Raw genomic sequence first — 26236 nt, 5'->3', positions numbered from 1 at the left:
GAAATATAAAAAATGGTTTTTCGATACTTATTGTTTTATAAATTCACTGTCGGCCTTAATTTTTACTTCATCACTAATCATTGGTGCAGGGAATTTTGGACCTATATTAAAATCAGAACGTTTTATGATGGTACTAAATTTAAAACCAGCTGTTGGCGCTTTTGATTGAGGATTTTCAATAGTTCCTCTATACCACATGGTGATGACTACCGGTTTCGTTATTCCGTGCAGGGTAAGTTGACCCGTTAGTTTGTATTTATCTTTCGCTGTTTTTTGTATTGTTGTGCTTTTGAAATTCATTTTCGGATATTTTTCTACATCAAAAAATTCTTCACTTCGTAAATGCTTATCTCGCATTTCCACTTCGGTATTGATGGACGCAACATCTGTAGAAAGTTCAAAAACGGCATCGCTGAAATCAGTTTTGGTTGTAATTGCGCTAATTTCAAATGTTTTGAACAATCCTGCAATGTCAGAAATACCATTGTGTACCGTGCTAAAAGTTAATTTAGAATGCATTGGATCAGCTTTCCATGTTGTTTGTGCAAATAGAAAAGTAGATAAAAATAATGTAGTGATAATGGTAGCGATTTTTTTCATGACTTATTTTATTTAATTTTAAAAAGATACTCTACGAAGTAATTACGAAGTTTAAAACGAAATTTTTGAGATATGCAGAATTATAATTTTCAATGAATGTATATACCAAATTTAATCAATTTTTAGGTTATAAAATAATAATAACTTATTTTATAACAGTTAGTTATGAAAATTAAAAGCCCCAAAATGGAGCTTATTATAAATTGGTTTTTACAATTTAAATAGGAAATAATTCGTTTTCTATCGCCCTTAAATCTTGTTTGTGTTTCAAATCGAAAAGCACTGCTTTATACTTTATAAATTCCGCATCTTTTGGATTAATTTGGAGTACAAAATTTATTTTCCCCAGCAAATGTTCCAGATAATTGTTCTGATTAATTTTTTTGAAGATTTTATGTTCTTCAAAACCAAATTTCTGAATGTAATATAAGGCTTGTCTCAGTTCATTGCGTTTGTGGAAAATGACTTGCGGTTTCTGATTCACCACAACTCCAGTAACCGTTTGTCGCATATTTGGCGTCATCAGTTTGGTCTTTTTGGCATTGATGTGCAGGTTTAGTTTTTCAACCGTTTTTGTTACTTTTTTTAGCAATTCCTCATGGTCAAAATCTCCTGAAAAACTCATATCGTCCGCATATCGCGTATAACGAATTTTATAATCTTTGCAATATGAAGCAATTTCGGTATCAGCCTGTTTAAAAATCAGATTCGAAAGATAGGGGCTGGTAGGCGCACCTTGCGGCAAATTTCCATTTCTGGTGCATAATCTGGAAAGTAATTTAGATACTATTTTAGAATATCCCAATTCCAGAAATTCTGCTTCAACAACCTCAACTGATATTGAAGGAAAGAAATTCTCTAAATCCAGCGTAAAAATCTTGGGTTGATTTTTATGAAATCTTAGGTTTTCCAGCAGGGTTACGGTTGGCTTATAGGCTTTCGCAAAAGGACTGATGGGTACTTTATACAGTATATTTCTGAGAATCCAGATTTGGATTTCTTTCAAACTAGGCAGTGGTTCAGAAATTAGTCGTTTGCTTCCATTTTTTTTTAAGACTTCAAAATCACGATAAAAATAGTTAGGAAACAGCGATGCTTTTTTCAGGTATTCTTTTTTATATCCCACAATTGCTGATAAATGCGAAGGATTGTAAATTACCGGGACTTGATGCGAAAATAAAATTTCGGCATAATCCAGACAGCGCTGAATATTAGGTAACGAAAAGCCAATTTTTCGCGATTCCTTAATAAAAGCTTCTTTGTAATGGTTAAAATCCATAGGGTTGAATCATTAATGGGATAGGGACTTTTGCGTCCCTAACCCCAATTAAGAATACCGGTTTAAAAGTTCGGAGCTCTGCGGAGAATCTTTTAAACCTGGTGCTTGAAAGAACATTCAATTACAGAACAGTGACTCACGGCTCCGTCGTTAGCCTAAGCTAACAAATTTCTTTTAAAAATGAATTAAAAAAACAGTTCATCCTGATTAGGCACAAATATTTTTTTACAGTCCAATTTAGGGATTTGTCTTTCAAAATCCTTTTGGATCCAATCCTCTTTTTTTCGGGTTTTAATTCGGTATGGTTCCATTTTTAAAAAATTATAAATCAACATCCAATATTTGTAACTACTTATTTATTAAGTGATTACATTTATAAATTTACAAAAAAAAATGTAGTAACCGCATAAATTCTTAAATTTTTTAGTTTTTATTTTTAAAAAAATGCTTCTTTATAAATTTGATAGGTTTTAATAGGAATTAATCGATTGCTTTTTTCAATTATAGAACCGTTTATAAGGCGTGTAAGTAACTACTAATTCTACGATTCTTGTGACAGCATACGATACTAAGTTGATGAATTTTGTCATTATACTGGTTTTGGTTTTCAGTGATTCGGGAGTGATGCGTTGACATTGTGAAATAATTTCGTTGAGGTGTTCCTGAAATACCGTGGAGAAGGAACTTGAAAGTACCTCAACATTCATTTCAAGACTTCCGTAAGAACTCAAATTATTCAGGTTAAAAGAACCAATTGTGGACCAATTGCCATCTACTACAGCTACTTTTCCGTGTAAAATGGATTCGTTCCATTCATACAATTCAATGTTATAACTGAGGAGTTTGCCATACAAAAAGCAAGTTGCCCGTCTTGTCAGCGGAAGATCTGATTTTCCGGAGAGAATCAATTTGATAATTACTTTATTTTTAGATGCTTTTTTTAAGGCTCGAATGATTCGAATTCCTGGAAGAAAATAACTGCCTACAATGATGATTTCTTTTTTAGCATGGCGGATGGATTTTATATAGCCATCGCAGATTTCATTTTTACCTTTTAACCAATCATTTTGCAGGATGCGAACGGAAGTGTCTTGTTGGATTCGAAATGCAGATTTTATTTGTTTATTCTTAAAGTGGCTTTTCTTAAAATAAATGTCGTGGCAAAGCTGTTGAAGCGGTTTTGCAATTTCCCCGTTTAATTGAACGGCATAGTCCAGCCAAGGTTTCTGGGTGGCGGAACCGTGGTATTTATCAGCTATATTTATTCCGCCCACCAGCGCAACTTTTGCGTCAGCGACAATAACTTTACGATGCAATCTTCGTCCAAGATAAAAGGTGTAGGTTGAAAACAAAGGAGCGAAAAAACGAATATTTACGCCACTGTATTTCAGTTCTTTTATCACTTCAGCAGGAAAGGACAAAGAACCCAAACCATCCAGAAGTACATAAATTTCAACTTTGCGCAGAGCGGCTTCTTTTAATGCGGTAACAATTCTTTTTCCCGTGGTGTCATTTTCAAAAAGATACATTTGCATATGAATTTGAAATTGTGCTTCACGGATGATAGTTTCTAGACGAGCAAAATAATCTTCACCACTATGCACCAACTCCAGATTTTTAGGTACATAAAAACTATTGTTGTTTATTATCATGGGCTTTATTAATTTTTACCTCGTTAATCAAAATAAATTCCATTAAATTATCAATGTCCAAGGTTCCGGCAACTTCATTGTTTTCCATAACGAGCATTAATCTTGATTTATTGAGCTGTATGAGTTCAAAAACATTTTCCAAAAGCGAATTTGCATCTAGAAAAATCAAATTCCGGTCCATAACATTATAAATAAATTCGTCTTCTCCTTTATTTGTAAGCGCCATTATGATTTGATCACGGTTCAGGGTTCCCACCGGAGTTCCTGCTTCGGTTATTAGGAAATTCTTATTTTGACTGTCTAAAACTGATGCAACGGCAGTTTTTACGGTTTCATTGGCATCAATTTTCGGATAGTTTTTCATCACCACATCATGGACTTTAAAACCTTTTAGCATGAATTTCGATTCGGTGTAATCCGCTTCAACCTGAGCACCTATAACTACAAAAACACCAATAAAAACTAAAATAGGAGAGGTGAAAAAACCGAAAAGTATAAACCCCAAAGCAAGAAATTGACCAATCCGAGCCGAAATTCGTGTAGCGATATGTCGCTGCATTTTGAACGACAAAAGCGCACGTAAAATTCTCCCGCCATCCATTGGAAACGCAGGTATCAAATTAAAGAGTGCCAGCCAAAAATTCACTAAAAAAAAATTCAGAAAGAAATTATTCGCATTGACGCCATTGGATAATTCGGCCATCAGCTGTTCCGAAGTATCAGGAATAGTGATAAAAATTCCGGTAATAAATGCTAAAGTTATGTTGACCAAAGGTCCTGCAATAGCCACGATTAACTCTTCGATGGGTTTTTCAGGAATTTTTTCGAGTCGGGCTAAGCCACCAATGGGCAAAAGTGTGATGTCTTTTGTAATTATATGGTATCTTTTTGCTGCTAAAGCATGGCCTAATTCATGCATTACAACGGTGATGAAAATACTCAAAATAAACACAACCGACCATAATATTTGAGTAGCATTTTGACCTGATCGGTAATTAATGAAAATGATAAACAGAATCAGCAACGAGAATGTCCAGTGAACAAAAATCCCTATATCTGCTATTTTTCCGAGTTTAAAAGAGCCTTTCATTTGGTGCTTTTTTAGGAGTTTATTTTGATAAATAATCTCGAGTATTTCATTTTAACTAGAAAACAAATAGCTCATTTATCCACTTATTTCATTTTCAGAAATACCATTGTACGCCCAAGCATTTAAATTGGCAATCGTCGTATGGGCAATTCCTGCCAGCGTTTCATTAGTCAAAAAACCTTGATGTCCGGTAATCATGACATTGGGATAGGAGCGGAGTTTCAAAAATAATGTGTCAGTAATAGGAGCTTCGGTATGATCCTGAAAAAATATCGAATCTTCTTTTTCATAGACGTCTAAACCAACAGCAGCAAGGATTTTGTTCTCTATTGCTTCAATTAAATCTTCGGTATTTACTAATTTTCCATGTGAGGTATTAATAAAAACGATTCCTTTTTTGAACAACGAAAAGGTATTTTTGTCAAACATATATTTAGATGAATCATTCCAAAAAGCATGTACAGACAATACATCTGAAGCTGCACAAACCTCCTGTAGCGTCTTGTAGGAAATTGGTATGTCATTCTGTAACTCATCATTTTCTTCATTATCAAAAGCGACAATTTTGCAACCAAAGCCATGCATAATCCGTGCAAAAGCAGCACCTATTTTTCCAGTTCCAATAATTCCTACTGTTTTTCCATGCAAATCAAAACCAACTAAATGATCCATTCTGTAATCTCCAATGTGCATTAATCGCTGTCCTAAAACCTGTTTCCTGTTTAGTGCCAATAGTAATCCAACAGCATGCTCAGCCACCGAATAAGGAGAATACACAGGAACATTTGCCACCTTCATCGCCAGAGATTTTGCTCTTGAAACATCAATTAAATCGGAGTGTACAGCCCGCAACGCAATATATTTCACACCGCAACTATAAAGTTTTTGCAAAACTGCTTCTGAAGCCACATCTAAAGTGAATATCGAAATAGCATCAAATCCTTGGGCCAGATGTGCTGTGTTTTCATTTAAATGCTGCTCCGTAAAAACCAATTCATGATTTCCATGAGCTGCTTTTTCCATAAATGGCTTATCAAAGCCAAAGATGCTGTAGACTAATACTTTCATTTTATGGTTTTTTATTTTTTAATGTAAGTGATTTGTGCGTGTCATTTGGCAATTTTCTAACAATCTTTTTCCAAGATTTCTATTTGACGGTTTTTGGTTATTTGTATGTTTTTCTTCAATCTTCGGATGATATTACAGCAGCATTTTCAAATTATCGTTTATAAAAGAATTACTTTTCTCCTTTTTGAAATTCTTAGTAAAAATTTCTTTTTAATAACATTTATGATAATTAAGGATTATTTTTGACATTATTCTTGATGATGCAAAATGATTTAAATCACAAATTGGTTGTTTTTCCATCGCTTTAATGAGGGTAAAATATTCAACGCTTTTTGAATCATGTAAGAAGGAAGTTTTTTTTTCTCCATGTGGATTTTTACGTTGTTTTTCATTTCTTCTAAGTTCATCTCCGGATTTTTGAAATGGCTGTCTTCATAACAATACTTGCAGTAATCATTAGTTTTCTGACCGTTATTTTCGGTTCCTTTGGCGTCTTCTGTAGTCAGTGGCATTCCGCAACTTTGACAAAAATGTGTGTTTTCCATGTGTGTTGATTTAAATAGTTAGCTTTCTTTCTTTATGTAGTTTCTAATTTATTTTTCGTGTAAACAATTTTGTCAATTCATTATACCTTTTTCATATTTTCGCTTTCGCAAAATTTACTGCGTAATAAATTTTAATTTGAAAAATGATGTGAACTTAAATTTATCGTTTTTTTTACGTTGTCAAGTAGCTGTTGGCGCTTTAAATCGTCTATTTAAAAAATCTAATTTTATTTGTAATACAGACAGATACGTTTTTAAATTCACTTCTGCTGTCTAAATTTTGAGATGCTTTAGTTGTTATTGCGCCACAAATCCGCCGTCTACTGCCATCACATGTCCGGTTACAAAGGAGGCTTCATCTGAGCAAAGCCATACCACGGCATTGGCTATTTCTTCTGGAAGACCAAAACGTCCAATGGGTTCAAAACCGGTAAATTGCTCAATGCCTTCTTTTGTTTTGCCGGTCAGCCGGTCAATCATTGGTGTTTGAATAACACCGGGACAAACAACATTTACTCGGATTCCTTCTTTGGCACACTCTAAAGCAGTGGTTTTTGTAAGTCCCACAATTCCGTGTTTAGAAGCCACATAAGCCGGTAGCCCTGCAAAACCGACTAATCCCGCTACAGATGCACAATTGACGATGGCTCCTTTGCCTTGTTTGAGCATTTCCGGAATTTCATATTTCATGCACAGCCAAACTCCTTTCAGGTTTACACCAATGGTTTTATCCCAATTTTCCTCCGAACAATCTTGGGTAGAAGCGGAGGCACCCTCGATTCCGGCATTGTTGAACGCATAATCTAATCGGCCAAATGCGGCAATAGTTTGCGCCAACATTGCTTTTACGTCATCGGTTTTTGAGACATCGCATTTGATAAAAATAGCTTCACTGCCCAATTCTTTGATGAGGTCTACCATTTCATCATTTTCTTTCCAGTCCGCAACGGCTACTTTGGCTCCTTTTTTGGCGAAAGCAAGTGCAGTGGCTCTGCCAATTCCCGATGAACCTCCGGTTACTAATGCTACTTTATTCTTGAATGTTGTTTCCATGGTTTGGTTTTCTTAGATTATGATTTTTCTTTTTGTTTTTTGTTCTGCTTCCAAAATATTTTCGATTCCTTTTATCAAAGCATCGGGGTTAAACGAGATACTGTCAATCCCTTCATTTACTAAAAACGCGGCAAATTCTGGGATGTCGCTTGGTGCTTGTCCGCACAATCCCACTTTTATTTCGTAGCGCTTGGCCACCCGAATGGTTTCTTTTATCAGTGCTTTGACGGCAGGATTTTCTTCGTTGAATAAGTAACTTACCAATGCCGAATCGCGATCCAGCCCCAGCGTGAGTTGCGTTAAATCATTGGAACCAATAGAAAAACCATCAAATAGTTTGGCAAAATCATCCGCCATCAATACATTGCTTGGGATTTCAATCATCACATAAACCTGCAACCCGTTGATGCCTTGAACCAAACCGTTTTTAGCCATTTCGGACAGTACTTTTTCTCCTTCTTCGAATGTGCGGCAAAACGGAATCATCAGTTTTACATTGTGAAGTCCCATTTCGTTGCGCACTTTTTTCATCGCTTCGCATTCTAAGGCGAAACCTTTTCGATAAAAATTACTGTAATAACGCGAAGCACCACGGAAACCAATCATGGGATTTTCCTCATCTGGTTCAAAATATTTCCCTCCGATGAGGTTAGCATATTCGTTACTTTTAAAATCACTCATTCGAACAATTACCTCTTTTGGATAGAAAGCGGCAGCAACAATCGCTACCGCTTCGGCGAGTTTATCAATGAAATATTTTTTGGGGTCTTCATAGCCTTTTGTCAATCTGGCTATTTCAGATTTGATAGTTGAATCAGTTATATTTTCAGGTTCACATAACGCTAAAGGATGGATTTTGATGGTATTCGAAATCGCAAATTCCATGCGCATCAAACCAACACCCTGATTGGGATAATGACTTAGTTCAAAAGCTCTTTCGGGATCAGCAAGAATCAGCATCGGGTCTGTGTTTGGCATTTTGAGTGTGCTGAAATCTTGTTCTGTAATTTCCCAGTTCAATTTCCCGTCGTAGATGTTTCCTTCTTTACCTTCCGCACAGGATACGGTGATTTCCTGTCCGTTTTTTATAATTGAAGTAGCATTTCCGCATCCTACAACTGCAACAGTTCCCAGTTCACGTGCTACAATGGCGGCATGGCTGGTGCGCCCGCCTTTGTTGGTTATGATTGCCGAAGCTCTTTTCATGATGGGATCCCAATCCGGATTCGTTAAATCAGTGACAATGATTTCTCCGTTTTGTAACAAAGCGCCTTCTTGCGGATTGTTGAGAATTCGCGCTTTTCCGGACGCAATTTTATCACCAAGAGCAATTCCTTTAGTCAAAAGTGTACTTTTTTCTTGGAGTTTATAGATTTCCCGCACTTGCTTGTTTGCTTTACCGTGAACGGTTTCCGGGCGGGCCTGAACAATGTACAATTGATTGTTTAAACCGTCTTTTGCCCATTCGATATCCATTGGTTTTTGATAATGTTTTTCAATTTTAGCGCACCATCGGGACAGTTGAATGACTTCTTGATTGGTTAAGGAAAATTGGTTCTGTTTTTCTAAAGTTGTTTCGGTATTTACGATGGTATTTTCTGCGGATGAACTTTCGGATTTGTCCGAGTAAATCATCGTGAATTCTTTTCGACCGCACAGTTTTTTTAGCATTGGATTCAAATCCGGGTTTTGTAAAGTGGGTTTAAAAATCATCCATTCATCCGGTGTGATGGTACCTTGAACAATATTTTCGCCCAGTCCCCAGCATCCGTTGATGATGATTGTGTTTTCGAAACCGCTGTCCGGATCTATGGTAAAAGCCACGCCCGAAGACGCTTTGTCACTTCGAACCATTTGTTGTACGCCAACGGAAATAGCGATATCTATTTTGTCAAAATTCATATCATAACGATATTTTATTGCGCGGTCTGTAAATAAGGAAGCGTAGCATCTCCGAATTGCTTCAAGCAATTGCTGTTCTCCGTTGATATTTAGAAAAGATTCCATTCTTCCGGCAAAACTAGCGGTTGGTAAATCCTCCGAAGTGGCGCTACTGCGGACTGCTACATCAAGATTATTTATGCCACATTGTTCGCTGAGTGATTGATAGGCTGTGTTTATTTCATCATGAATCTCATCCGGAATAGTTGCTGATACAATTAGGTTTCTAGCTTTTTCTCCAATAGCAGAAAGATTCGAATACTCTTTGGTATCTAATGAAAGCAGCAAATCTTGAAGCGGTTGCTCCAGATTATTTTCTTTTCGGAAGAGTCGATATGCTTCTGCGGTAAGGGCAAAGCCGTTTGGAATATTAATGCCAATGGGGTTGAGCTGATTGTACATTTCGCCCAATGAGGCATTTTTGCCACCAACTTCTCCAAGAGATTCAATACTAATTTGATTGAAAAATAGGATGTATTTGAACTGTGCCATTTCGTATTTTTTTAAGTTGAAACAGACCCTTATTTGAGTCCGTCAAAATCGTAATATTAGAAAATAGGAATGGGGCATTTAATTTACTCCGATTGTAAATTTTGTATTTCAATTGTAGGTTTGAAATTTAATAATCGGTTTTATTAGTTTGATATACAATTAAGTAGGAGTTTTTGCTCGACGAAACCAATAGTGTAAATTTAATTAATTATTTTTTTAAATTTTGAAAAATAATCATTATTTTATTTTGTAAAATACTGTTTATCAGTATAATGTGTATTTTGTCGAATACATTTAATAAATTTTTATTTTTTATTAAAAAGATGGAAGGATCGAAGTTTTTTTCAGGTAAAAAGATGAAGTATTTATTAGTTGAAATTTAACAAACCAGATTTAAGATTTTGAAAAACACTTCAAAATAAGTTTGTGTCCATTATTTTAAACTTTTTTGAAAACAAAAAACGGGAAAAAAGACAGCGAAATCTTTATGGGATTACGTAATTTTAAGTTGTGAAACTTCTGTTTAATCCAAATTTAATTTTATTTTTGTGATGAAACATATTAGTATTTTAATAGAAGTACGGTAAGGTCATTAGAGAAAATTGAAAAAAATAATCATTCGACCTCCAGAAATTATTAATTCTTTACCAGTACTACTAAAGAAAGTCCCATTTTGATGAAAATATATCCGAAACCGGAGAATGAAGTAGAAAGACTAAAAGCGCTGAAAGAATATTCGGTATTGGATTCATTACCAGAAAAAGAATATGATGCTATTACCCAGCTTGCCTCCTACATTTGTGGAACTCCTATAGCCTTAGTAAGTTTAATTGATGATCAACGACAGTGGCTTAAATCTACCGTTGGAATAGACGTTAAAGAAACTTCGAGAGATGATTCTTTTTGCCAGTATACTATTATGGGTGATAGTGTTTTCGAGGTCAGTAATACTTTAGAAAACGAAAATTTTGCTGATAGTCCTTTTGTTACAGGATCTGCTAATATCCGCTTTTATGCTGGGGCACCGCTTAAGGACGCGAATGGTTTTAATTTGGGATCACTTTGTGTTATTGATACAAAACCCAAAATACTTACTGAAGAACAAAAAAATGCATTGCAATTATTGGCCGGTCAGGTTGTGTTGTTGCTGGATGCTCGTAAGAAAAATTTAGACCTTAATAAATCGCAGAGAGAGTTTCAGAATTTTATAAAACTCTCTAAAGATTTGGTTTGTATTGCAAATGTGGATGGATTATTTTACAAAGTAAATCCTGCATTTACATCCGTTTTAGGTTATTCTCAAGAAGAACTGGAAGGAAGTCCCTTTGTGAATTTTGTTCATCCTGATGATTTGGCTTCAACGTACCATGAAGTAGAAAAACTATCTAACGGGGAAATGACCATTAGTTTTGAAAACAGATATCTCTGCAAAAATGGGAAATATGTTGTATTAAGCTGGAATACCTCTCCGGATCCTGTCACTGGAAATTTGTATTGCATTGCCCGAAATGTGACAAAAGAGAAAGAGGCAGAACAAAGCTTAATAGACGGGAACAGGTTACTGGATGAATCACAAAGTATTGCGAAAATTGGAAGTTGGAAATTTGATTTGCTTACCAATGACCTTGTTTGGTCAGAGGGTCATTATCGTATTTTTGAGCTTGATAGAATGCCAACGGATCAATTGTATGAAGCTTACAGAAGTAGAGTTCATAAAGATGATTTAGCAAAGTTGGATAAAGTCAGCAGGAATGTGAACAAAACGGGAAAAGATTTCAAAATCAAATACCGAATTGTATTTCCGGATCAACGCGTCAAACACATATTAGAGATTGGGCAGCCTTTTAAAAATGAAAATGGCGAGATTACAGAATTAAAAGGGATTATACAGGACATCACTGAGATAACGATGGCCGAAAAGAAAATTATTCAAAAATCGAAAGAAATTAGCGATATACGATCGGCTCTTGATGAATCCGCAATTGTATCTATTTCAGATCAAAAGGGAATTCTGACGTATGTGAACGATAATTTCTGTACCATTTCTAAGTATGCTAAGGACGAACTTATAGGTAAAGATCAACGCAGCATTACGGGACATCTTCCTAAAGAATCTGCTAAAAACATTTTGCGAACTATTGTTAAGGGAGATATTTGGAAAGGAGAAACGCGAAATTTAAAGAAAGATGGTTCTTACTACTGGGAAAAAGCCACTATTGTTCCTTTCTTGGACGAAAAAAATAAACCCTATCAATATATTTCAATAAGTACTGATATAACAGACCAAAAAAACGCAGAGGAAAACCTAAATTATGCATTGCTTAATCTTGAAAAAAAGAATAAAGAACTCGATCAGTTTGCTTACGTAGTTTCGCATGATTTGAAGGCTCCGCTCAGGGCAATCAATAATCTTTCGGAATGGATTGTTGAAGATATGCCGAATATGCCAAAAGAGGTAAGTGCAAACTTTGATTTACTGCGCGGTCGTGTGCTGCGAATGGAAAATTTAATTAATGGAGTTTTAGAATATTCGCGTATTGGACGGGTTGAAATTGAGAAAGAAACTATTGATTTGAAAGTGATGCTAAGTCAAATAGTTGACTCGATTGTTCCTATGGAAGGGTTTGAAGTTACTATTGACGACAATCTTCCGGTTATTATATCTGAAGTAATACTGTTGCAACAGGTTTTTAGTAACTTGATTAGCAATGCAGTAAAATACAATGATAAATCTTTGGGAAAGATAGGATGTCATTATAAATCAATATCCGGTTTTCACCAATTTAGCATCAAAGATAACGGTCCGGGGATTGCGGAAGAGTACCACAAAAAAGTTTTTAAAGTTTTTCAAACCATTGAAGCGCGCGATGTAAAAGAGAGTACCGGAATTGGATTATCTATTGTCAAAAAAATTATTGAAGAAATAGGAGGAACAATTCATATTGAATCTGAACAAAATAAAGGGTGTAGTTTCATTTTTACCGTCCCTAAATAAATCAAAATGGAGGAATCTGAAAAAAAGTGCCAAGAAGAATTGGTAGCCCTTAAAAAAGAATTTGAAGAGTTTATTTATATTGTTTCACACGATATAAAGTCACCAATGAGAGCAATATCAAATATAACGACCTGGATTGAAGAAGATCTGGGAAGTGTTGTTAACCAAGATGTTTTGACTAACTTAGGATTGTTGAAAAATAGGGTAAAGCGTCTTGAAAACATGATGAATGCCTTACTGGAACTTTCTCGGGTTGAACGAACAGAATTGGAATTTTACGAATTGAATATTCCTAAAATGATTTCGAATTGCATCGCTTTATTTGATGACACAGCTCATGTAGATTTTCAATTTAAGGCTGATCTCCAGCAGGAGAATTGTTTTACTTTAGGATTGAAAATGCAAAAAGTAATAATGAGTGTGCTTGATAATGCCATACGTTTTAATCATGAAGAGAACAGGCTTGTATTTGTTGACGTGATCGAAAATGAGAATGATTATGAAATAAAAATCAGCGATAACGGACCGGGAATACCGGAACAGGCAATTCATAAAATATTTTCTATTTTTTATACCGTTAATTCTAAGGACGAATTGGATACAACTGGAGCAGGATTAGCCATAAGTTGTAAAATCATGAAATTAGTTGGAGGGAAATTAGAATATGCTCCGGGATTAAGCAGCGGTTCGGTTTTTACAATAAATTGGCCCAAAATAATAACATTAAAAAATTAATATTATGAACCAAAAATTGGTAAATATTTTATTAGTCGAAGACGATGAAGTAGACGTAATGAATGTAAAAAGAGCATTCTCTAAAAACAATATTATGAATCCGCTTTTTGTTGCCGGAAACGGGGTAGAAGCACTTGAAATGCTAGATGATAAGATAATTCCTTTGCCTAAAATCATTATTTTGGATATTAATATGCCAAAAATGAATGGAATCGAGTTTTTGAAAATTATGAGGGAAAACGAGAAACTTAAAAACATATCGGTTTTTGTGATGACCACTTCAAACGAGGACAGTGACAAGATCAATGCTTATAATTTGAATGTTGCCGGTTACATTCTTAAACCGCTTTCTTTCGAAAAATTCCTGACTTCAGTGGCTACGCTCAAAAATTTCTGGCAATTATGTGAAATGTAATTTATTTAAATTGTTTTGATTATGAGAAACGCAAACATTTTGCTGGTTGATAATAGAAAGACCACAATTGAAAATATCAAAAAGTCTTTTTTAGAAATTGATAGTAAGCATACTTTATTTTCAGCAGAAAACGAAAATGAGGCATGGTTAATGTTAGATGGAACTCATAAAATAAATCCTGTTCCTAAAATCGTACTTATTGATGTGAACAGAACAAAGAAAAAAGGAATAAATTTATTGAATGCAATACGAAATCATCCGGATCTGAAATCGATTTTAATCTTTGTAATTACAGATTCGGATGAAGATATAAATAAAGCAGCAGCGTTGAACCTGAATATTGCCGGTTATATTCCACTATCATTTGAAAGTCACAAATTGAATTATTTTCTTTCAGTATTGAATGATTATTGGAATATTATCGAATTTTCAAGTCAAAAATAACAGCATATTATGGCCCTTGTGTTAAAAATATTAATAATCGATGATGATAAAATCGACTCTATTACCATCAGTCGTTCCATATCTCAATCTGGGATGATTGCTGAGGTAGACAGTGTGTTTTCAGCAAAAGAAGGCATGGAAAAGATTGAATCAATGTATTATGACTTAATCTTTTTAGATTATTTGATGCCGGATACGGATGGAATTTCTTTTTTGAAAAAAGTAAGAACGGCAGGAATTGAAACACCAATCATTTTTGTAACCTCACAAGGTGACGAAAAAATTGCCAGTCAGGCCATATTAAGTGGAGCTTCGGATTATATTCCAAAAACTCTATTGACTCCTGATGGTGTTTCACAAAGTATCAGAAATGTGATCAAATTACATGAAAGTATAAAGCTCCGAAAAGATACTGAATTAGCTTTGAAAGTAAATGCTAACCGACTTCTGGAAGCACAAAAACTCGCTAAAATAGGAAGCTGGGAAATTAATTTAAGTAATAACGAAGCGTATTTCTCGGATGAATTCTTTACTATTTTTGAAGTAGAAAATCAGGCGATTGCTTCCGTTGATTTTTTTAAATCATGTTTTACTGATGCCGAAGATTTAGCCCTTTATGAAGATAATCTCGAACATGTCAAAAATACAAATGCAGAAGTACAGTTCCAGCACAGCATTACCAGTAAAAAAGGGACGTTAAAATATATCAGTGTATTCATTAAATGTTTGAATGATGAAAATAGCAAACCTTGTAAAATTTTGGGAACCATTCAAGACATCAGTGAGCAAAAACGTACCGAAGCAGAATTGATAAAAGCGAAAGAATTAGCGGAAAAAGCGGTTGTAATAAAAGAGCAGTTTCTTACTAATATGAGCCATGAAATTCGGACGCCTATGAATGGAATTATAGGATTTGCCAGAATTCTTGAGAGTACAAATCTAGATAATGACCAGAAACAGAGTGTGGAAGCGATAAAAAAAGCCAGCCATAATTTGATGTTTATTATTAATGATATTCTTGACTTCTCGAAAATTGAAGCCAATAAAATGACTTTTGAAACCGTAAATTTTTCTTTGTCAAAAACGGTCAATTCTGTAATTGAGTTGCTGTATCCCAATGCAAAAGAGAAAAAAATAAAATTGCTGTACGATATTGATCCGGATATAAATGACAATTTAATTGGAGATCCTACAAAACTGTCTCAAATTTTAGTGAACTTGGTTGGTAATGCTCTGAAATTTACTGAAAAAGGATATGTTGAAGTGGTCGTTACTGAAATGCTGGAAACCGAAACTGATTCGTTAATTAAATTTTCAGTAATCGATACCGGAATTGGTATTCCAAAAGATAAAATAGATTCCATATTTGAAAGTTTCAATCAGGCTTCAAATGAAACTACCAGAAAATATGGAGGAACCGGACTTGGTCTTACCATAACGCGAAAATTGGTTGAGCTACAGGGCGGAAAAATTACTGTTGAAAGTGTTGTTTCTAAAGGGAGTGAATTCTCTTTCTCGTTAGAGTATAAAAAAGCTCAAAAAGGAACCGCCAATAACACTAAATTAAAAAATGTAGCAATCGCTCCTGATTTTTTGAAAGACATAAAAATACTTTTAGTGGAAGATAATGAATTGAATCAGCTTCTTGCAGTTAAAGTTTTTGGAAAATGGGACAAACAAATTGATATTGCCGATAACGGAAAAATAGCGATTGAAAAGATAACCAATACCGATTATGATATTATTTTGATGGACATTCAAATGCCGGAAATGGATGGAAATGAGCTTACGCATTACATTCGAACAAATATGGGCGAGAAATCTACAGTTCCTATTATCGCTTTGACAGCGCATGCTACATTGGAAGAAGAGAAAAGATGTTTGCAAAACGGAATGAACGATTACTTATCGAAACCGTATGATTTCAATGTATTATTGGAGAAATTATATGAGAATTTGAATAAAAATAAAGGAAATACGATACAATCTCCTGAATTACCAACGCAAGAAATGACAACAGAAAAACTCATTAATTTTAAATATTTAAAGGATTTTGCAGAAGGAGACGATTCTTTCATAAAAAACATGATTTCCATTTTTTTAGAAAACACGCCGGAAACTATGGCACTAATTCTTAAATCGAACAAAAACGATGATATCAAAACATTGAAAGAAGAGATTCATAAACTAAAATCTTCCATCAGTTTATTGGGAATAACCAAGGCTTCAGAAAGTATTGCAATTATCGAAAATGAAATTGAAACAAATCCTTTGAGTGAAAAAAGAAAAGAGGAAGTTGTGTATTTAAATGAAATTTGTCAGTTGGCTATCAAAGAACTAGAGCTAGTGGAAGAGTATTAATTTTCTTGGTTGAAATTAATTTTTTGGTAAAAAACATATTTTATTTATCTAGATAATTTTTAAAAAAAATCAGATATTTGCTTTTAATTGATAATCAAATAATTAGTAAGAGTTGTTATAGTTATGAATTTATAAAACCATTTGTATGAAGAAGATATTAATTGCTGAGGATGACGAGATGATGTTGAAAACCATGGAATTCAAATTGGTTAAAGAAGGATATCACGTGATCCTATGTCCAAATGGACAGGTTGCTTTAGACAAAATAGTTTCAGAAAATCCAGATTTAATAATTTCAGATATTATGATGCCTTTCATAACGGGATTAGATATCGTAAATAAAGTAAAAATTGAACTCAAATTAGATATCCCAATTATCATACTTTCAGCGGTGGGATTGGAGAAAACGGTTTTGGAGGCTTTTGAACTCGGCGCAGATGATTTTATAACAAAGCCTTTTAGTCCTAATGAATTGTCCGTTAGAGTGAAGCGTCTTTTGCTCAGGAAATAACAAAATATATTTTTAGATTTAAATTTGTATTAAATACTTGGAGTTTAAATTATAGACTTTTGGCTAATCGCAAAAAAACCTCGCTAAATGTTATTTTGGCGAGGTTTCTATTTTTAATAGGAGTTAGTTTTCTAATGTGACGGTTCGTAGATTAACCGCAAAAAAGTGCTAAACCTTTCATTTTCTCTTTTGATAGGAATTCCAGTGACGATTCCCACAAGTAAATGTTCTGTTACTTCCACTCGCATTTGTGGTCGAATAGTCATATCAAAATCGCTTTTTTTGATTTCTTTGTTAAACTCTAACCCAATAAAATTTCTGCTTCCAGGAATCATATAATGAAAATTAGAGTTGATTTGCCAATCTGTTTGTTGTGAATTATCGGCGTAGCGTGTGGAAAATTGCGGACCAGTATATAAAAGGGTATGGAAATTTTGACCCCAGCGTTTCGCAACTACCACAAATGGATTGTAAACATTTCCAGTAAAAAAAGTATCATTTTGGTAATTTTTAAAATCGGTTAATTGAAATTCATGAATATAACCAACTGCCATGGATAACTTCTTTTTTTCGGATACAAAAAAAGTATATTGTGCAGCTAGTTTTATACTGTGCAGGCTACTTCCAGGAGTCGCAGCATCACTGATTGTAGGGTAATATATTGAAAAAGGTAATTCGACTTCAAGTCCTAATCTGTCAATTGGCGCCCATTCATATTCTATTAGTGCAGTATATTCATCATGCGTAATGTTGTCTGTTAATCCTAGTCCTACATTCCATTCCCGTTCCCCTTTTCTGGCGCCTAGATCTCTAATCAAATCAATATATAGAGGTTCGGCGTGCAAAACTTTGGGTCTGTCTTTTTTACCTTCAACTTTTTGAATGTAGAGACTATCTTTGATACTATTACTTTGATTTGTATTTGTTTGTGCGTGAGTGGTATAAACGGTAAATGTTATTAATAACAAGGTCCATAACTTTGTTTTTAAACAGTGGGTAGTCATCTTTATTTGTTTTATTTTTATTAAAAAAGGGTAATCCTTTACTTTCTTATGAAAATAGAGGAGATATCATTTAAACAAATAAAACTTCGGGAGGAGGTGTATTGATTTCAAAAAAAGGGATCAAAATAATTGGATTTTGTCCCGCCAAATCCTGGTTTTTAAGAATTAAAAATTTTTGGTTTATGTAAAAATGCATGCTTGGTAAAACAAAAAGGTCTAAGTTAAAAGCACTTTTTCCTAAGATGTTTTCGTTAGTGTCAGTATCATCATACTCAGGAATTGCATGTTCGAATCCCAACACTTTCTCTATTATTATTTCAATAACACTTTCTTGATCATTATAGGTTAGGTTTTCAGGGAAATAATTAGACTTTACGTCTGGAGAATCAACACAACAATTTAGCAGATATAAGGACATAAATCCCCAAAAATATCGGACTAATAAAGAATTTCTTGTTGCTGTAATCATTTTGCATAAGTACATCTAATTCTGCGATACTGTTTGTAATTTTACGTTAAAAAAAAGTAAAATAAATCTAAATTCGCAGCAGCTGTGGGTTATTATTCTGGTTTGTAAACATGTATGGATTGCCCCACTAGTTTCCATTTTCCTTTAATTTTCTCTAAAAGCCGAATTTCATAAGAGTAACTTTTTGTTCCGTCTTTTGAGGTTGATACTTCGTCGTGACTTACCCAGGCACTATTTTTTTGAATGCTCATTTTGTAATTTGTATTAACAGAGAAACCGCCATTTCCCATCGCTGCTGGATCCGTGTTTTTCATTGCCGCAGGCGGAATATCAAGCGCTGTTCCGTTCCCGATTGAAATCAAAATTCGGCTGTATGGCTGTATGTGCCAGCAATCGGCATGGCCTTTTCCGTCTCCGGATCTCCATGTTGCCGATTCTTTTTCCAAAAGGCTTATTATTTTGGCAGATTCATCTTTTTTTTGACCGTAAGTCAAAAGTATTGTACTGAAGATAAGGCAAAAAGATAATTTCCATTTCATAGTATTGTTGTGGTTAATGGTTATAGTTTCGGTTAATTTTTTGTATAAAAGGATTGATACAACGTCAAAATACGTTTGTAAAACTTACTTTAAAGTAAATATATTCTATTTTCGGTTATAATTTATATAATTGTAAGGTCATGAAACAACGGTCATTTTTCATGCAGAATTATCTAAAATTACAACTAAGGCCACTCCATAAACTTGTAATTTTAGATTCTTTTTTTGGCCCGTCAAAAATACCAAACAATCCGGAGGATGTCGAAAACTCGTATCCTAAACTGGTTTTAGAAACCGATAGAACATAAGCACTTTCCATTTCGGCTCTTGTGGATCCTATGCCGATTCCAGCCATTGTTGAGATTTTTTTTGAGTTTTTGGAATTGCTTCCCACGAACCAACCCGCAAATTGCCAATTGGTTTCGGATGTTTTAGATTCAGATTTTTTATTCTGAAATACCACTGTCAAGCCATTATTCCAAGATACCATTTTTAAAGGTCCGGCACCACATTCACTATTTATCCCAATAGTTTTTGGTTTGGATTGGAGAACATTATTAATGATTTCAATCATTTGGTCAAATGGTTTGCCAAAAGGGATTTCACAGGTCGAACCGGTATTTTTATTTATAATTTGTAACGCATTAGAAGTCAATATCAATCCGTGCGTGCTTTTACTTTTGACAATCGCTATGCTATCTGGAATCTTTTCTTTGCTTTCTTCCATACTGGAAACGGTGTCCTGGATTTTGGCTGCTACTGGAATTTTAGATGAATTATTGTCTTTGTTCTGACAACCGATTAGGATTACGGAAAGAAGAATTAAGAGGATATAGGATTTCATATTATGTTTGTTTAGCTGAGTTTGTTTAGTTTTGAAATGACCATTTTAAATATTAGGAATTTCTGGTAATAGCAGTTGATTGTTTCAGTCACGAATTCTTATTTAATTTTAAAAATTAGTGAAAATTAGTGAAATTCGTGGTTAACTTTTTTGAAGTATTCGTGTCCTGTAACTTTTATTATTTCGGGGACAATCACAGCAAATGATTGCTGTTTTCAATAATTATTTGACACGTTTACATTTCAAAGTTAATTAAAGCTATTGTCTGTACAAAAAATAAAAGTTATTTGTTCGTGACACCGCATAAAAAAACCGTTGCATTGCTGCAACGGTTTCTAAAATTTAAAAGTTAAAACCTTATTTAGGCATAACCACAGTATCAATTGCATGAATTACTCCATTTGAAGCAGCTACATCAGCAAGAACTACTGTTGCAGTTCCACCATTAGCATCTGTCAACATCACTTTTCCGTCTTTCAAGCTCAAAACAATAGTACCACCTTGAACAGTTGTAACAGTGTATTTTCCGTTATTTTTGTTGATTGCATCAATTACAGTTGCAGCATCAAATTTTCCTGAAACTACGTGATACGTCAAAACAGCTTTCAATTTGTCAAGACTTTCTGGTTTCAATAACCCGTCTACAGTTCCTGCAGGAAGTTTATCAAACGCTGCGTTGTTCGGTGCGAAAACTGTAAAAGGTCCATCACCGCTTAATGTTTCAACTAATCCTGCTGCTTTAACAGCTGTAACCAATGTTGAGAAATCTGCATTTCCTGAAGCTATACCTACAATGTTTGGTGTTTCAGCAACAGCCATTGTGTCTACTACTACAGTTGTTGTGTCAGCCATATCTGTTGATTCAGCTGTTTTTTTCTCTCCACAAGAAGTAGCGATTACTCCTAACAATGCAAATGCACCAATTGTTTTTACTAATTTCATAGTCAATATTTTAAGTTTAAATTAAATTAAGATACTCAAAGATACACATTTATTTTATTTGTTTAATTTATTTAACAAATAATTAAACAAATAATAAAGTAGTGATTCATTTAGAGTACTGATTTCGGTACTTCTTAATAATTTAAAATGAGATTAGAAGGTTTAAAAGTGACCGAAAACACGATATCAAAATATAAATACTTCGAAAAAAAAAGAGGATACTGAACCCTCTTGATATTCTCATTCTTAATTTCATGAAAACTCCATAGTGGTTGCATGTGAACGGTTCTCCCGAAAAAATGGAACAGGTTGTTCAACTGGAGTTTCATTGTTCTTGCTGCGCACCCAACGAAATTTTAATTGTTATACGCTGTGTTTATTTCTTTGTCTTTTTTACGATATTCTTGAAATTGTTATTTTTCACAAAGTTCTTTCAACTTCTCGAGTGCTTTTGGGTAAGTTTGGTTCATATAATCTAAAAAATCTTCTGTGGTATCTAAGTCAACAATAACGGTTGTTGTCCCGTTGTTTTCTTCGAAAGTATAGTTTTCGAATCCGTTTGCCCATTTTTCTACTTCTGGTCCCTCTGTAATTTCCTTATCAGCTTTTATAAGACCATAATGTTGAATAGAAACAAAGCGGTTGAAAATGTTTTCAGCTATCTTGGAAACCATCCCGCCCTTTTCTCCTTTTTCATCAATTCCAATAAATAGAATTTTATTTCCCTTGTCCCAACTGCCTTCATAGGTAGATGTCGGGTTAAACAAAGAAGTCCATTGATCATAAGTTGACTTACTGTTAATACCAAGCATAAAATCATATACCTTAGTTACAGGTGCATTGATGCTTACTTTGAATTGTAACTTTTTCATAGTATTAAATATTTATTTAGGTTAATCTTCCGAATTGTATTTTATGTGGTATTTAGCAGTGGTTTAATGTTTTGCTACTACAGCGGGTTTGGGAACTAAATTAAGCCCATTATTCGGATTTGCCAAATCTTGCAGATACAAAACCAACTATCCATTAAGCCTATTGCCCAAATCCGTTGTATTAGTTGTTATAGGGAGGTTTTACTTTATAATCTTTTTTAAACTTTTTTTAATGCCATGCTTTTCTATTGAAAACCAATCCAAATTCACACTGATTTTATTCAGGTTATTTAAATTTAAATTTGCAATTAGTAAAATATTTCTTTTCAATTTTCTTTGCTCTTTTTTCTCTTTTACAAGATATGGTATACGGATAAAAAGCATCTCATAATTCATATATAATGCTAGTAAATAAAGAAATGGAATTAAAGAAATTGTATATACAAATGGAAGTAATAGACTTTTTATATTTTGAACAGTCAACAGCAAATTATAATATTTAATTGTTTCATAGCTAACATAAGTGAAGATTAAAATTCCAGTTAAACTAAAAAAAGTTTTCAAACAGCTAGCGACTTTCAAATGCTCGGTATTTGTTTTAGCGGAATATTCTGCAGCTATTTGAAGAAGGCCAATAAATGTCATTATTGGAATAAGTATCATTTCGGTTGTAAAGTTAAATGTATAAAAGTTGGATACAAATTCTAAAATTACGATAGCCTTAAGATTTTCCAATATTACAGGTTTAAAATATGTTAAATCCTTTGCTTTATTTATGTTGAAAAATAAAATTGTACTAGAAGCTATTGACCAGATAATAGTATCTTTTAGTAAACCAAAATTCCAAATTTTCAGGAAATATAAACAAGTTGTAATTACCGTTATGTATATAAACATAAACCATAGTGGAAGTTGAATTTTAGAAACAAAAAATGATTTAAGAAGTTCTAAAAGTTGTTTGAATTTTACAATAAATATAGCCACAACAATAAATATTGTTGACCATATTAAAATTGCAACTTCTCTTGTTGAAAATATTTCAAACATAGGATTTAAGGAATGATGACGAACTTGCCTATAACTTGTTTATAGGTTTGATAGGGGTAAACTTTGTTTTATTTCAAATATATTAAAATATTCTTACAAATTTTCACATGGACTTTTTATTTTTAGGATATTTTAACTTACAAGAACATATATTTAGCATCTTTTGCGTGAGGGATAGCAGTGGAAATCCTTTTATGAAGCGCAGCGCAATAAAAGATTATAACGGATAGCCTGACCCTGTTGCGGCACTAAATAATGTGATTTATACAATAGCACTGCAACAAGGACACGCCCAAAAAAATAAACACCATAAAAAAACCGACTTGTTTTCACAAATCGGTTAGTATTTAGAGGTATTTTAGTTTACACAAATAAGCCTTCGATGCTTAAATAATGCTCTCCGGTGTCGTAACAAAAAGTCAGCACTGTAGCATTTTCAGGGATTTCGGATAATTTTTTGGCCACGGCAGCGAGTGATGCTCCAGAGGAGATTCCTATGAACATACCTTCTTCTTTGGCTGCTCTTTGGGCGTATGCAAATGCTTCGTCTTTGCTTACTTGGATGGTTCCGTCCAGTAAATCAGTATGAAGGTTTGCGGGGATGAATCCTGCTCCAATTCCTTGAATAGGGTGGGGAGCTGGTGCGCCGCCACTGATAACGGGTGAGGCTTCAGGTTCTACAGCATACACTTTCAGGTTGGGGAAATGTTGTTTCATTATTTCGGCACAACCCGTGATGTGACCGCCAGTTCCTACGCCGGTAATCAAATAATCCAGTCCGTCAGGGAATGCTTTTATGATTTCCTGTGCGGTGGTTGTTTTATGAATATCGATATTGGCAGGATTCTCAAATTGAAGTGGTGACCAGGCATTTGGCATTTCGGCAACTAATTCCTGCGCTTTTTCCAGTGCGCCTTTCATTCCTTTTTCACGGGGTGTTAAGACAAATTCGGCACCATAAAGGCTCATGAGTCGGCGTCTTTCTATCGACATCGATTCTGGCATCACCAATATTAATTTATAGCCTTTTACGGCCGCGACCATTGCGAGACCAATTCCTGTATTTCCGGATGTCGCTTCAATGATAGTGCCTCCAGCTTTCAATAACCCTTTGGTTTCGGCATCTTCAATCATCGCAAGAGCGATTCGGTCCTTGATGCTGGCTCCGGGATTAGCACGTTCCAGTTTGATCCAAACATTGTGGTTGGCACCAAATAACCGATTGATTTTTACGTGTGGCGTGTTGCCTATTGTTTCTAATATGTTGTTGTATTTCATAGTATTTATATGGAGAAAAAATTAATGTCTTTTATTTCCTGTTGGTTTAAAACCGTATTTTTATTGGATTGCATCACAAACGAATATGGATTCACACTCTTAGTGATAAACGTGTTTCCGCCTACAATACTGTGATTTCCTATAATGGTGCTTCCGCCCAAAATAGTAGCATTGGCATAAATAATCACATGATCTTCTACGGTAGGGTGGCGTTTTTTTTCCTGCATGCTTTTCTCAACTTGCAACGCTCCCAATGTCACTCCTTGATAAATACTGACATATTTCCCGATGATTGTAGTCTCGCCAATGACAATTCCGGTTCCATGATCAATCATAAAAGGGACGTCAATAGTAGCGCTCGGGTGAATGTCGATTCCGGTTTTGCTATGCGCATATTCGGTGAGAATTCGTGGCAAAAGACAAGTAGTTCGGGAGGCAATTGCATTGGCAATGCGATAGACTTCTATGGCAAAAAAACCGGGATAAGAATTGATAATTTCCTGAATGCAATCAGCAGCAGGATCCGTATCCAGAATGGCTTGTGCATCTTTTTGCATCGAATCATATAGTTTCGGAAGTCCGATATAAAAAGATTCGGCGTCATCTAAAATTTCATTTGCTGATTTGTCTTTTACAATCTCCGAAAGAATTGCGATGAAGTTGGCTTTGTTTCGGTCCAAAAGCAATTCGATTTGAATGGTTTCCAGAGCATTTTCAGGGAATAATATTTTGAATAAATCATCGATCCAAGTGATGATTTTGGAAGAATCGATGGCTCTTACCCAATTTTTATTTTGGTTTTCGTGTAATGTATTTGAAAAACGGTTGGTTTCAGTATTCATTTATAATGGAATAAAATCAGAATTAAACGAGAAAAAAGGCTCGAAATACAAATATAGAGCAGAATTGAATAGGTTCATAATGCTGCTTTGTAAATAAATGTTAATATGTTAATTTCCCACAAAATAGCTCTTTGCTGTTGAAAATGTTTCGATAAAAAAATCCGATTAGCAAAAACGAATCGGATTCTTGTTTTGATAAACCTCTTAATTTTTTTGCCACAGATTTCACAGATTAATTCTTTAAGGAGCTTTAAAATATTTCTAATCCTTCAAATCTCTGGAAAAAAACTCTTTTAATAATTGTGACACTATATCTTTCTTGTTGCTTACTTAATAAAGATTCGGTTTTTTGAGGTGATTACTTTACTGTAAATGGAATCCGCTGCGTAATTTTTGATAACACTGTATTTTGTTTTCAAGTCATTAATATGATTCAGAGCCGAACGTTTGATTGCTCGTGATATTTTAATTAAAGTATCGGTATGATTGTCAATTTCCATATTAAGGATGGACTGTATAATATCTTTTTTCTGTACGTGACCGCTCATTCCTTTGTCAGAAATTGAATTCATCTGACTGAATTTTTTAGCAATTTTTAAGTTTTGTAGACCTTGATAATTAAAATTGGACTGGTTATTTAAAAACGTCTTTTTCAAATGGGATATGAATGGATCATTGATCGTATTTGCTAAGCCAGCGGTTTCCACTTGTATCAACGAGAATTGAAGAGCTGTGTTTTTTTTGAAATGCAAGATAGTATTTACGCTTGCTTTGCTGGTTACTACTGCTGAATAATGTTTTCTAAGCTTAGATTGAGGTCCGGAAATGCCAACACTATGTTTGAAATATCCTTCAGTGCAGTACGCAAATAAAATAGACGATTTACTTGGTGATTCGATGCTTAATGCGATGTCATCCAAAAATGTCATGTTCACCTGAAAGGATGTAATTCCGTTTATAAAAGTAACCACATCAATATTTCCCTTAATGAAATCAGTATCTAAGGCTAGTTTAAATTCATTGTTACTTGAATTTAATACGCCGTCAAAAGAAGTTTCAAGTTCATTAAAAACTTCATTTAGTGTTCCGGTGTTTAGGTAAATATTTTTCATAAGGCATCGATTTAAATAATTACAAAAAGAAAATTGAATCCGTTTATTTTAACTATTTTGATTTATTCAAATTACGGAATTAGATAGAAAATTTTTGTTACGTAAT

24 protein-coding genes are annotated in these 26236 nt (G+C 34.2%); 6 read left to right on the top strand and 18 right to left on the bottom strand.

What is annotated here, in order from left to right:
• Positions 1 to 27: 27 nt before the first annotated feature.
• The 8 genes from DR980_RS00480 to ppsA all read right to left on the bottom strand — a co-directional run bounded on the left by DR980_RS00480 (position 28) and on the right by ppsA (position 9720).
• Positions 28 to 600 (bottom strand): YceI family protein, encoded by a 573-nt coding sequence (locus tag DR980_RS00480; protein ID WP_113633311.1) that lies wholly within the window; start codon positions 598 to 600, stop codon positions 28 to 30.
• Positions 601 to 817: 217 nt separating this feature from the next.
• Positions 818 to 1879 carry a reverse transcriptase domain-containing protein gene (locus DR980_RS00475; RefSeq protein ID WP_113633310.1) on the bottom strand — a complete coding sequence of 354 codons (1062 nt, stop codon included), beginning with the start codon at positions 1877 to 1879 and terminating at the stop codon, positions 818 to 820.
• 497 nt (positions 1880 to 2376) lie between these two features.
• Positions 2377 to 3531 (bottom strand): phospholipase D-like domain-containing protein, encoded by a 1155-nt coding sequence (locus tag DR980_RS00470; protein WP_113633309.1) that lies wholly within the window; start codon positions 3529 to 3531, stop codon positions 2377 to 2379.
• A complete protein-coding gene (locus DR980_RS00465) occupies positions 3512 to 4621 on the bottom strand; it encodes a site-2 protease family protein (protein WP_113633308.1) in 1110 nt (369 codons plus the stop codon). Before DR980_RS00465 ends, DR980_RS00470 begins: the two co-directional genes overlap by 20 nt.
• Positions 4622 to 4696: 75 nt before the next feature.
• On the bottom strand, positions 4697 to 5689 hold the full coding sequence (locus tag DR980_RS00460) for an NAD(P)-dependent oxidoreductase (protein ID WP_113633307.1): 993 nt from the start codon (positions 5687 to 5689) through the stop codon (positions 4697 to 4699).
• A gap of 272 nt (positions 5690 to 5961) precedes the next feature.
• The gene (locus DR980_RS00455) at positions 5962 to 6234 is read right to left on the bottom strand and encodes a zinc ribbon domain-containing protein (protein WP_113633306.1); all 273 of its coding nucleotides are present in this window, start codon (positions 6232 to 6234) and stop codon (positions 5962 to 5964) included.
• Positions 6235 to 6531: 297 nt separating this feature from the next.
• A complete protein-coding gene (locus DR980_RS00450; protein ID WP_113633305.1) occupies positions 6532 to 7287 on the bottom strand; it encodes an SDR family oxidoreductase in 756 nt (251 codons plus the stop codon).
• A gap of 12 nt (positions 7288 to 7299) precedes the next feature.
• Positions 7300 to 9720, bottom strand: a complete 2421-nt coding sequence (gene ppsA, locus DR980_RS00445) for a phosphoenolpyruvate synthase (protein ID WP_113633304.1) — start codon at positions 9718 to 9720, stop codon at positions 7300 to 7302.
• Positions 9721 to 10396: 676 nt separating this feature from the next.
• Between ppsA and DR980_RS00440 the strand changes: the two genes are divergently transcribed.
• The 6 genes from DR980_RS00440 to DR980_RS00415 all read left to right on the top strand — a co-directional run bounded on the left by DR980_RS00440 (position 10397) and on the right by DR980_RS00415 (position 17181).
• Complete coding sequence (locus DR980_RS00440; RefSeq protein ID WP_113633303.1) at positions 10397 to 12715, top strand: PAS domain S-box protein; 2319 nt, start codon at positions 10397 to 10399, stop codon at positions 12713 to 12715.
• Between the two features lie 6 nt (positions 12716 to 12721).
• A complete protein-coding gene (locus tag DR980_RS00435) occupies positions 12722 to 13450 on the top strand; it encodes a sensor histidine kinase (RefSeq protein ID WP_113633302.1) in 729 nt (242 codons plus the stop codon).
• A gap of 4 nt (positions 13451 to 13454) precedes the next feature.
• Positions 13455 to 13865 (top strand): response regulator, encoded by a 411-nt coding sequence (locus tag DR980_RS00430; protein WP_113633301.1) that lies wholly within the window; start codon positions 13455 to 13457, stop codon positions 13863 to 13865.
• A 21-nt stretch (positions 13866 to 13886) separates the two neighbouring features.
• Positions 13887 to 14309 (top strand): response regulator, encoded by a 423-nt coding sequence (locus tag DR980_RS00425; protein ID WP_113633300.1) that lies wholly within the window; start codon positions 13887 to 13889, stop codon positions 14307 to 14309.
• Positions 14310 to 14318: 9 nt separating this feature from the next.
• Positions 14319 to 16670 carry a response regulator gene (locus tag DR980_RS00420; protein ID WP_113633299.1) on the top strand — a complete coding sequence of 784 codons (2352 nt, stop codon included), beginning with the start codon at positions 14319 to 14321 and terminating at the stop codon, positions 16668 to 16670.
• 145 nt (positions 16671 to 16815) lie between these two features.
• Entirely contained in the window at positions 16816 to 17181 is a 366-nt protein-coding gene (locus tag DR980_RS00415; protein WP_113633298.1) for a response regulator transcription factor, read from the top strand.
• Between the two features lie 131 nt (positions 17182 to 17312).
• Here the strand turns inward: DR980_RS00415 and DR980_RS00410 are convergent, their stop codons facing one another.
• From DR980_RS00410 to DR980_RS00365, 10 genes are all read right to left on the bottom strand, one after another.
• Positions 17313 to 18185 carry an HAEPLYID family protein gene (locus DR980_RS00410; protein WP_113633297.1) on the bottom strand — a complete coding sequence of 291 codons (873 nt, stop codon included), beginning with the start codon at positions 18183 to 18185 and terminating at the stop codon, positions 17313 to 17315.
• A gap of 70 nt (positions 18186 to 18255) precedes the next feature.
• Positions 18256 to 18654, bottom strand: coding sequence for a hypothetical protein (locus DR980_RS00405; protein ID WP_146779205.1), 399 nt, complete (start codon positions 18652 to 18654; stop codon positions 18256 to 18258).
• A gap of 92 nt (positions 18655 to 18746) precedes the next feature.
• The gene (locus DR980_RS00400; protein WP_113633295.1) at positions 18747 to 19193 is read right to left on the bottom strand and encodes an endo-arabinase; all 447 of its coding nucleotides are present in this window, start codon (positions 19191 to 19193) and stop codon (positions 18747 to 18749) included.
• 169 nt (positions 19194 to 19362) lie between these two features.
• Positions 19363 to 20037 (bottom strand): hypothetical protein, encoded by a 675-nt coding sequence (locus tag DR980_RS00395; RefSeq protein ID WP_113633294.1) that lies wholly within the window; start codon positions 20035 to 20037, stop codon positions 19363 to 19365.
• A gap of 357 nt (positions 20038 to 20394) precedes the next feature.
• On the bottom strand, positions 20395 to 20979 hold the full coding sequence (locus DR980_RS00390; protein WP_113633293.1) for a fasciclin domain-containing protein: 585 nt from the start codon (positions 20977 to 20979) through the stop codon (positions 20395 to 20397).
• A 413-nt stretch (positions 20980 to 21392) separates the two neighbouring features.
• Complete coding sequence (locus DR980_RS00385; RefSeq protein WP_113633292.1) at positions 21393 to 21851, bottom strand: SRPBCC domain-containing protein; 459 nt, start codon at positions 21849 to 21851, stop codon at positions 21393 to 21395.
• 201 nt (positions 21852 to 22052) lie between these two features.
• Entirely contained in the window at positions 22053 to 22898 is an 846-nt protein-coding gene (locus DR980_RS00380) for a hypothetical protein (RefSeq protein ID WP_113633291.1), read from the bottom strand.
• A gap of 363 nt (positions 22899 to 23261) precedes the next feature.
• Complete coding sequence (cysK, locus tag DR980_RS00375) at positions 23262 to 24176, bottom strand: cysteine synthase A (RefSeq protein ID WP_113633290.1); 915 nt, start codon at positions 24174 to 24176, stop codon at positions 23262 to 23264.
• 5 nt (positions 24177 to 24181) lie between these two features.
• Positions 24182 to 25018 (bottom strand): serine O-acetyltransferase, encoded by an 837-nt coding sequence (locus tag DR980_RS00370; protein ID WP_208630779.1) that lies wholly within the window; start codon positions 25016 to 25018, stop codon positions 24182 to 24184.
• 326 nt (positions 25019 to 25344) lie between these two features.
• Positions 25345 to 26130: a hypothetical protein gene (locus tag DR980_RS00365; RefSeq protein WP_113633289.1), complete on the bottom strand. Its 786-nt coding sequence runs from the start codon at positions 26128 to 26130 to the stop codon at positions 25345 to 25347.
• Positions 26131 to 26236 lie beyond the last annotated feature (106 nt).

The organism is Flavobacterium psychrolimnae (genome assembly GCF_003312425.1).
Classification (GTDB): Bacteria; Bacteroidota; Bacteroidia; order Flavobacteriales; family Flavobacteriaceae; genus Flavobacterium; species Flavobacterium psychrolimnae.
The sequence above is the reverse complement of the archived record's forward strand: the minus strand, read 5'-3'. Positions and strand labels throughout refer to the sequence as shown.